6 protein-coding genes are annotated in these 9,355 nt (G+C 61.1%); 2 read left to right on the top strand and 4 right to left on the bottom strand.

What is annotated here, in order from left to right; translation table 11 throughout:
• Window positions 1-196: 196 nt before the first annotated feature.
• Window positions 197-532: a hypothetical protein gene (locus QZ409_RS15960; protein ID WP_296713262.1), complete on the top strand. Its 336-nt coding sequence runs from the start codon at window positions 197-199 to the stop codon at window positions 530-532.
• A gap of 56 nt (window positions 533-588) precedes the next feature.
• Here QZ409_RS15960 and QZ409_RS15955 read toward each other — a convergent pair whose 3' ends face one another.
• The 4 genes from QZ409_RS15955 to QZ409_RS15940 form a co-directional block, all read right to left on the bottom strand.
• A complete protein-coding gene (locus QZ409_RS15955; RefSeq protein WP_296713260.1) occupies window positions 589-1,488 on the bottom strand; it encodes a hypothetical protein in 900 nt (299 codons plus the stop codon).
• A 280-nt stretch (window positions 1,489-1,768) separates the two neighbouring features.
• Window positions 1,769-4,903 (bottom strand): glycosyltransferase, encoded by a 3,135-nt coding sequence (locus QZ409_RS15950; protein WP_296713258.1) that lies wholly within the window; start codon window positions 4,901-4,903, stop codon window positions 1,769-1,771.
• 439 nt (window positions 4,904-5,342) lie between these two features.
• Window positions 5,343-6,938: an arylsulfatase gene (locus QZ409_RS15945; RefSeq protein WP_296713264.1), complete on the bottom strand. Its 1,596-nt coding sequence runs from the start codon at window positions 6,936-6,938 to the stop codon at window positions 5,343-5,345.
• Window positions 6,939-7,376: 438 nt separating this feature from the next.
• Complete coding sequence (locus QZ409_RS15940) at window positions 7,377-8,168, bottom strand: SDR family oxidoreductase (RefSeq protein ID WP_296713255.1); 792 nt, start codon at window positions 8,166-8,168, stop codon at window positions 7,377-7,379.
• Window positions 8,169-8,290: 122 nt separating this feature from the next.
• On the opposite strand from QZ409_RS15940, the gene QZ409_RS15935 reads away from it, so the two are divergent.
• Window positions 8,291-9,250: a GlxA family transcriptional regulator gene (locus tag QZ409_RS15935; RefSeq protein ID WP_296713253.1), complete on the top strand. Its 960-nt coding sequence runs from the start codon at window positions 8,291-8,293 to the stop codon at window positions 9,248-9,250.
• The last annotated feature ends 105 nt before the right edge of the window (window positions 9,251-9,355 follow it).

Genomic DNA, 9,355 nt, shown 5'->3' with positions numbered 1-9,355 from the left:
CTACATGACGCTTGAGACAATGGCGCCCTTGAGCGATGATCCGCTCGTCAGCCTGCCCGTCCCGGCCGCCTGACCCATCCCGGCTCAGCCAGGAAAACGACGGCGCCCACCGTCAGCTACACCACCATTTGGGACACGATCTTGCCTTGTCTCCCTCCACCGCGCCGAGGGATTCGGGCGTGGGCCGGGCGAGGCCATGCGGCTCGGGCGCGCCGCCCTGGCGACGGGATGGTCCGGCAATGTCGATTTCATGGACAAGTCGAACGCGCTGCTGGTCGATTACAAGCTGATCCCGGTTGCGGCGGGAGACTATCCGGAAAGCGAGGGCCAGGTTTGGGCCGAGCCCGATGTCGAACATGCGGCCTCGCTCGCGAGATGGGCGCTGGACAACCCGGCCGACCTGCGCGACATGACACGACGCGCCCGCCACGACATCGTCATGAAGATGGGCGATCGCGCCGTCGGATTGCGCATGTTGGAGCGTTTGAAGGCGCTTGACGGCAGGCGCGACGATTCGGGGGCGCACGATTGAAATCGTCCGCGATTTCCTCGGTCAGCGCACGCCTGCACACATCGCGAAGCCCGAAGTTATTCCGGACGCCATGGGGGCAATACCCCGAATCCTTCGAGGAGCGCTGTCCGTCGCCAGATTTCCCCGTCGCTGCCTGTAAAAGGAACGAGAACGCCTTTGATTTCATCTGACGGCAGGTCGTCCGACGTCAAATAGGTCGACTTGATCTCCTGCACGCGCTCCCGTGAATGCAACAGCACGCTATAGCCGTCCGGATGCAGCATCCCTGTGTCTGTGACGCGGGGCACGATGGGAAAGAGGCAGAATTTGTTCTCGGCGGCGCATCTCTTGCAAACGTCATTGGCGCCTTCGCGTTGCCCGCGCGTCGCCCCGAATTCTTTCCATTTCGTCGCATTGGTCGCGAAACAGGTCGATGGCACGAAGTTCAGCTTGATAAAAGCGCGCCCCAACCTTTTTTCGACCGCATAATTGCGGGCGAGTTCAACATAGCCGTCGGGCAGATTTTTTTCCTGCGCGTCAAAAAATACCGATTCTCCGGCTATCGCCCAAACGTCCGGATCGTTGAACGCCTCAAGTGCGAAAGCTGCTCTGAACCATCTGATGGCGTCGCGCGCGAAGAGCGTATCGTCCTCCGTGAAGATGACATGATCAAACCGCGCTGCCGCGTAATCGATGGCGGTCCTGCAGGTGGGACAGGTCCCTAAATTAGTTGGGTTTGATATCAATTGGGCGCTGGCGAACAAATGGCCGTCCGATGCGATCGCGCCCTCGACTGATTTGCGGACAAGCTCAGCTTTTTTTTCGTATTCCGCTTCTTTTCGCGAGTTTATGTGGCTATCGTGCCAAATAATGAGATGGACATCATGTATATCATCGCACTTCAACAATGATTGCCAGAGCGCCAGAAATGTATCATTTTTAACGAAAGTCTGGATGATTAGACAGGTTGAACTCATTGTCTCGCCGGAAAAAATACAACGACAAAGTCTGTCACAACACGAAATCGTTGCTTTGTCGCGATGACACTTTTGTCGATTTTGTGGGCAGGACAAACGGCTGGGAGCAAGTGGCGTTAAACTACCGGCTGCCGTGAATGGTTACAAGCTTTGCGCCACGCCATCGCCGTCATTCGCTGGCGGCGACCGGCGACGCCTTTTGGCCGCCGAAATCGCCGCCACACGGCGCGATCGGGTTGCTTTGGTTTGCGACGCGGGCGCCGGGCCGAAAAGAGCCCAGCTAATCCACATACACGCCAGCCAGCGCCAGCGCCTCCCTCATCTTTCCGAGACCGTTCTCGAAGGAAAAGTTCTTTCTCGCGAACCGGCGGGAAGCCTCGGACATTTCTGTCCAACGCGCCTCGTCCGTGTAGATCGCCTTGACGCCCTCGACCCATTCAGCGACCGTATGAGCGATCAAGGCCTCCAGACCATTGCTGACCCCGATCCCCTCGCCTGCGATCGGGGACATCATCGTCGGCGTTCCAGACGCCAGGGCGCCGATGACTTTTCCCTTGATGCCGGCGCCAGACAGCAACGGCGCGACGAAAATGCGGCACGTGTGATAGACCTCCGCGACCTCCGCGACATAGCCTTCAAACAGGACGTCTTCGGCTTCGAGTTCCCGGAGTTCGGCTGACATGTTCGACCCATAGATCTTCAGCACGAGGCCGGGAACCTCCCGCCGCAATTCCGGCATGATGTCGCTGATGAAATAGCGAACCGCTTCCGCATTTGGCGGATGGCCGAAATTGCCGAGGAAGGCAAGGCCGACTCGCGACGCGAACGGAGGTATGGATTCGTCGACATCGACGACCCATGGGCATCGCGCGACCTTGGTCGAGTCGAGATTGTGGGACAGGATAACCGCCGCCTCGACGTCGGTGTAAGACAAGGTGACGTCAACGCCACGCATCACCGACAGTTCGATTTCGCGCGTATCGAGCGCGTTTCGCAGGCGCTCCTGGCTTTTCGCCGCAATCGCCGCGCGAATTTCCCTGAGGAAATGCAAATCTGCATTGTTGAAGATGATCTTGGCTTGCGGCGCCATTTTGCGGATGAGATCGACACACTGATTCGCGATCGAATAGCGGGTGATATAGATGATGTCGAACTCGCGGCCTCGCTGTTCGATCACTTGCTGAATTGAAGCACTGAACGGCGCATAAAGGCATTCGACGCCGTCACGCTGCAAGGCCTCCGTGTAATTGCCCATATAGGCGAGGTTGTTCGGAAGGAATGTCACCTTGAAGCCAAGCGCCTGAAGCAGCCGCATCTCCTGCCGTGCGGCATAGCTCCCGGCGTCCTTGTCCGGCTGTGGCATTTCATGATCGATCACAAGCGCACGCAGGACAACTCCCCGGTCCTTTGCGAGATCCGGATCGAGCGTCAAGGGCAGATTCCGGATCGTCGAAGCCCAGCGCGCCCTGAATTTCGGCTGGTTGACGACTTGGTAGCGCTTCGCGCCGGCGGCGACGGACGTGCCGCTCGACATGCCTTCGAAATGCACGACCTTGGAAAAGGGCGTGTAATAGGTCTTGAGGCCCTTGGCCCTGACCCGGAACGCGAGATCATTGTCTTCGTAATAGGCCGGCGCGAAATGCTCGTCGAACCCGCCAAGTTCGTTCCAGATGTCCCGACGCAGCATGATGCAGGCGCCGGAGATATAATCGACCTGCCGCGTGTAATTGTAACGGGTGTCGAACTGGTTGCCGTTGCGGCCATAGTTCCAGACGTCGAAATTCGGAAAGACGATGCCGCCAGCTTCCTGAAGCCTGCCGTCAGGATAGACCAGCTTCGCCCCCGCGAGCCCGACGCTGTCGAACGCCCGGAACACATGGACGAGTTCATCGATCCAGCCGGCGCAGGGCTCGGTATCATTGTTGAGCATGACGACGAACTCGCCGCGCGCCGACTGGGCCCCGCGATTCGAGCTCTTGACGAAGCCCAGGGCCGTTTCATTGCGCAGAACCGTGACGCCAGAGGCGAAATCCTCAAGCTTCTTTGTCAAATCGCTGGAGCCGTCGTCGACGACGATCACTTCGAAGGCGCTCTTGTTCGGGGCCAGCAAAAGCGCCGCAAGACAATTATAGGTCACCCAAAACTTGTTGTGAGCAGGCACGACAATGCTGACGAGCGGGCTTTTATGGACCGGAAAATGAAGCTTTTCGGGCAGCCCCGATCGCTCCGCAATGCCGCGCTTGACCTGCTTATAGGCGATATTGAGCTGGTTGAAATATTCGGCAACGGGAGCTTTCGACCGCTCGTCGAGCATGCCCGCAAGAACTTCAAGCTGGCCCTCGAAGGACGCGACCCGGTCCGCCGCGCAGGACGAGAGGAAGCCGGGAAAGTCCTTGGCGTAGCGTTGCAGAGCCTCTTCCGGAATCGCCACGACCGCCATGACGGCGACCGTTTCCGCGACAAGTTGTCCGACTTCGCTCGCCTTCATCTGGAACCAGTGAACGCGTCCATCGGCCAGGGAAACGGGGAGAGAGGCCTTGACCTGACTGCGCTGGCCGGGAACCGGGTTCGGAACGGACACAAAGGCGACGCTTGCGCTATCGACTAGTATCTGGAGCGTAATTTCATCGCTCGACGACGAGGTGACCCAACCCTCGAGCGTAAGTCCCTCGATGCGGTCGATACCGCCGCGAACGACCGTTTCGGAAACCACATGTTTGAAAACATTCTCAAGCGTGTGGCCATAACCGGCCACTTTGGCGCGCAAGACATGTGTCCCTGCCGGGAGGCGCGGCAGATCGATTTCGAAGGCGTGATAGCCGTCTCCAACGCCCGATTTGAAAATATCGCCTCTGAACCTGGACGCCTCGCCCCCGGTGATGAAGGTCTCGTCGGCCCAGATTTCGATCGTCAATTTCTGGTCCGGCTCATTCCGGTCGATCGCCCATCCCCTGGCGGCCCCTTTGGCGACGCCATCGAAGCATCCCCAAATCCCCGACGCGGCCCGAGCGGCAGGCGGCGCCGGATCGTTCGAAACGGTCACAAGGGGCGAAGCGACAGGAGCGCCTCGGGCGGCCGAGGCGACCGGAGGCGCGGCAGGAGCCGGAGCGGTCGCGGGGACTGGCGTGGCCAAAGTGATGTCGGCAGCGGGCGCGGCCAGAGCAACCGGCGCGACGTCAGCCGCCGGCGCGGCCGGCGCAGGTTCCGCGGCAAGCTCAACGTCCGTCGGGCCGGGCAGATCGGAAAGGGATCGAGGCAGGCGGGCGGCCGGCAACGCCTCCTCCGCCTGAACCTTCTCCAGCTGCTGCCCCTGAGTATCGCCATTTGCCTTTTCAACCGTGGACATCGCATCTTCCCACTGAATATTCTTGAGCGTCTCGCCAAGGCTTCCGCAATGCAGAAGCTGTTCATCCAAATCCAGTTCGCATAAATCTATTTCTGGATTATTGGTCTTGCTGAAAAATGATCGGACAAGGCGTTTTCCGCCTTCATCCGCCCGGACCCGGCGTCACGCGTTGTGTCTTCAGCCATCTTTTGCATCCAGCAACGAATGGAAACATCCCTGTAGATCGCTGAAGGACCGCGATCCGCCTCTACACGAGCAGCAAGGCCCAAATCATGGTCTTAGTGCAAAAGCGGGCGGAACGCTAACGACCTGCAGCAGTTTCGACCGCAGATGGGATGCAACTTCCAGCCTAAGCGCTTCCATCGGCAACAGAGCCGCAGGATAGGCGATGCGCGGACGCAACGGCAAGGGCGGCGCCCCGAAAAGACGCCGCCCGGCCAAGCCTTCTGCTTCATAGAAACGGGCGGCTCTCGCGAGCCGCCCGCCGAAAATAGCGTTTGAAGGCCCCTTATTGGCCCGGCCCCTTCGCTGCGGCAGCGGCCTGGTCCATCCTTTTCGCCATTTCCGCCTTGACGGCGTCGAGATTGAAGCTCGCGCCGCGCTGCATCGGCGGGAACTCGATGAAGGTTTGCAGTTCCTTGCCCACCAGCTGCTGGACGAACACGAAGCGCCAGAACTGGAACTTGAACCAGTCGAAATATTGCTGGCCACCTTCCTTCGTTCCGTTGTTCGGCCAGCCGGTGCGCTCGAACGGATCGAGGCGCAGGTTGGTGATATAGGGAACGTCCGGGTGGGTTTTTTGGCCCAGCCAGCCATCCGGTTGGTCGATGAAGCGATATTTATAATCGTCGATGCGGATTGCGCCGACAGTGCTTTCGCCAAGATAGAAGATTTCGTGACGATTGGACGGCCCCTTGCCGGTGATGGCGGCAAGCTGGTTATAGCCGTCCAGATGGTTCTTGTAGGTGCGGTCGCCGATCGTCTTGCCCTTCAGCAATTCGTCGGTGATGTTCGGATTGCCGGCGATGGCCGTAAAGGTCGGCAGCCAGTCGAGGCCCGAGAAGATGCCGTTCTGCACGGAATCCGCCGGGACATGGCCGGGCCAGCGCAGAATCGCAGGCACGCGGAAACCGCCTTCGAGCACGGTGCCCTTCGACTGCGCGAAGGGCGTCTGGCCGCCGTCCGGCCAGGTGAAGACTTCGGTGCCGTTGTCGGTGGTGAAGAGGACGATGGTGTTGTCGTCCACGCCCATGTCCTTGAGCTTCTTCATGACCAGTCCGACATCGTCGTCGAGCTGCGCCATGCCGGCTTCTTCTTCCGACCAGCCATTGTCCGAGTTGCGCATCGCTTCATATTTCGGCGAAAGATGCGTCACGATATGCATGCGCGTCGGGTTGAGCCAGACGAAGAACGGCTTGTTGGCCTTTTTCGCCCTGTCCATGAAGTCGATGGCGAGGTCGCGGATCTCGTCGTCCACCGTTTCCATGCGCTTGGGATAAAGCGTGCCGGCGTCCTCGATCTTCTGCTTGCCGATCTTGCCCCAGCGCGGCTGTTCTGTCGGATCGTCGACGTCTGTAGCCCAGCTGTGGATCATGTTGCGCGGGCCGACGACGTCAAGCAGGTTTTGAGGATAGTTCGGGTGCGCGGGGTCTTCCATCGCGTCGAGGTGATAGAGATATCCGAAGAACTCATCGAAGCCATGCACGGTCGGAAGGAACTCGTTCCTGTCGCCCAGATGGTTCTTGCCGAATTGGCCGGTGGCGTAGCCCATCGATTTCAGCACCGTGGCCGTGGTCACCGCCTCGGCGGGAATGCCGATCTTGGCGCCCGCCTGGCCGACAGTGGTCATGCCGGTGCGGATCGGCAATTCGCCGGTAATAAAATTCGCCCGGCCCGCCGTACAGCTCGCCTCGGCGTAATAATCCGTAAACAACATGCCTTCCTTGGCGATTTTGTCGAGATTGGGCGTCCGGCCCGCCATCAGGCCGCGATGATAGGCGCCGATGTTCCACATGCCGATGTCGTCGCCCAGGATGACGACGATGTTGGGCTGTTTGTCATCCGCCCGCGCGCCCGAAGGCGTGGCCGCAAGTCCGAAAGTCATCGCCCCCGCCGTCGCCAGGACGCCGAATATTCGCGTTGTTTTCATTGTTTGCTCCTCCCCTTCAACGCAATAATCGCACAGCGCAACGTCGAAACACATTAGGCGTATGACGCAAGCAACGGCGAAAAGCGCCGCCGTCGCGCGGCGGCCTTTGTCTTGCGAGTCGCGCCTTTTTCTCGACGGAGGGCCTGCCTCGGCATCGGTCGGTTCCGGCCTTATGATCTTGTTACAGGCGCCCGCCGGATCCCCGTCTGACAGGGGGATTTGCCGGACGAACCATACAACCAACCTCGTGCGGCGAGAAGTGGCCAGCGCTCCCCGCCCGGCCGAGGGCGCGGACCGGCTTGCGCCGTCCGTTGTCCTCGGCGGTGACGGAATCGGCGACCGCCTTGCGGCTCGAGACCAGGCGGCCTTTCCGCATCGTCCCCACCCCGCATTTCAGGCACGATAGCGCGCGGCCGGAACGGCGCTGGACAGATGCGGCAGCATGGTCTGGCGCGCGGCCTCCCAGGCTTCCCATTCGGACCCGTCCATCAAGGAGGGGATGGTCGCAAATTCGCCCTTGTCCAGACCGGCGAGTGCGGCATCGACCAGATCGTCCGCCGACATCACCCATTCCTTGGGGAGATGGCTCGCGGGAAGGCCGGCGATATCCCAGAACTCCGTTCCGGTCGCGCCGGGCAGCACGACTTGCACATGCACGCCGGAGCCATTCAACTCCTTGCGCAGCGACTGGCTGAAGGCCAGGACGAAGGACTTCGTGCCGCCATAGACGCCGTTCAGGATTTCCGGGCCGATGGCGACGATGGAGGCGATATTGATGATCACGCCTTTCCCGCGCGCGGAAAAACTCGGGACGGCGGCAAAAGCGAGGCGCATTGGCGCGATCACATTGATCGCCACCATTTTTTCCATTTCATCCACCGAGGCGGAGGCAAGCGGCGCGGCGCTGCCGAAGCCGGCGTTGTTGACGAGATGGGTGATGCTCTCGTCTGACTTCAGAATGGCCTCGACTTCGGCAAGATCGGCGCGGTTGGTGAGATCGGCCGCGACCGCGCGGACCTTGACGCCATGTGCGGCGGACAGTCTGGCCGCGACGGCGTCAAGGCGCTCGCGATTGCGCGCCACCAGAATGAGGTCGTGGCCGCGCCTGGCGAAGCGATCGGCATAAAGCGCGCCGATGCCGGAGGAAGCGCCGGTGATGAGTACGGTTCCGTTGAAAGTGGTCATTGTTTGGTCCTGCCCTGGCTGAAGGGGTGATCGGTGGCGACGCCCGAAAGCTAGCGCTGGACGCGAATGTCTCAAATGACATATAAACAGCAAAACAGGACATAGCCGTATCGGAGCCGGACATGCGACAGATCGGGTTCATTCTGGAGGACGGCTTTCAGGTCATGGGCATGGCCGCGCTGTCGGCCTTCGAATTCGCCAATGTGGATCTCGGTCGCGAGGCCTATCGGCTGAATGTCATGTCCGAAAAGGGCGGGACCGTGCGGTCCTCGCTCGGGATCGGGATCGAAACAAGTCCGCTCGGCGATCCGCCCGACACGCTGATGGTGTTGGGCGAATTGACGCCTCGCCCCCTCTCGCCTGCGCTGCGCGACTATATCGCCAAAGCCGGAAAGCGATCGCGCCGCGTCGCGGGCGTCTGCACCGGCGCCTTCGCCCTTGCCGAGGCTGGCCTGCTGAACGGACGCAGCGCCACCACGCATTGGGCCCACGCCCGCGCGCTTCAGGAGCGTTTTCCACTCATCAAGGTCGACGACGACCGCATTTTCATCGCCGACGGCAATGTCTGGACCTCGGCGGGCATGAGCGCGGCCATCGACTTGACGCTGGCCCTGATCGAAGACGACCACGGCGCGGCGTTGGCGCGCGGCGTCGCCCGCAAGCTGGTGGTCTATCATCGCCGTCCCGGCGGCCAGTCGCAATTTTCCGCTTTGCTGGAGTTGGAGCCGCGCTCGGACCGCGTGCGTCGCGCGCTCGCCTACGCCAAGGAACATCTGCGCGATCCGCTCTCGGTGGAGGATCTCGCGGAGGCGGCGAGCCTCAGCCCCCGCCAGTTCAGCCGCGTGTTCCGCGAGGAAACCGGGCAGTCGCCGGCCAAGGCCGTGGAACGGCTGCGGCTTGAGGCGGCGAAGGCGATGCTGGAAGAAGGCCGACACCCGATGGATGTGGTTGCCCGCGAGACCGGATTCGCCGACCGCGACCGGATGCGCCGCGCCTTCCTTCGTTTTTTCGGCCAGCCGCCCCAGAGCCTGCGCCGTAGCCTGCGGCTGCTCGAGGGCGATGACGAGGCTTCGGCGGCCTGAACTTTGGTGAGCTTGCGCCCGCTAGTTCCGCCCCTTTGCATTTTTGAAAATGGCCGCTGGCGGAACCGCGTCGGCGCCGTGCCGGTCTTGCCCCTATATCTGTAC

The organism is Rhodoblastus sp., assembly GCF_019449565.1.
Taxonomy (GTDB): domain Bacteria; phylum Pseudomonadota; class Alphaproteobacteria; order Rhizobiales; family Beijerinckiaceae; genus Rhodoblastus.
This window is presented reverse-complemented; position numbering and strand designations above follow the sequence as displayed.

Bases quoted from the DNA above. Each gene is read 5' to 3' on its own strand.
- QZ409_RS15960 (WP_296713262.1), top strand. From the start codon at position 197: ATGCGGCTCGGGCGCGCCGCCCTGGCGACGGGATGGTCCGGCAATGTC.
- QZ409_RS15955 (WP_296713260.1), bottom strand. From the start codon at position 1,488: ATGAGTTCAACCTGTCTAATCATCCAGACTTTCGTTAAAAATGATACA.
- QZ409_RS15945 (WP_296713264.1), bottom strand. From the start codon at position 6,938: ATGACTTTCGGACTTGCGGCCACGCCTTCGGGCGCGCGGGCGGATGAC.
- QZ409_RS15940 (WP_296713255.1), bottom strand. From the start codon at position 8,168: ATGACCACTTTCAACGGAACCGTACTCATCACCGGCGCTTCCTCCGGC.
- QZ409_RS15935 (WP_296713253.1), top strand. From the start codon at position 8,291: ATGCGACAGATCGGGTTCATTCTGGAGGACGGCTTTCAGGTCATGGGC.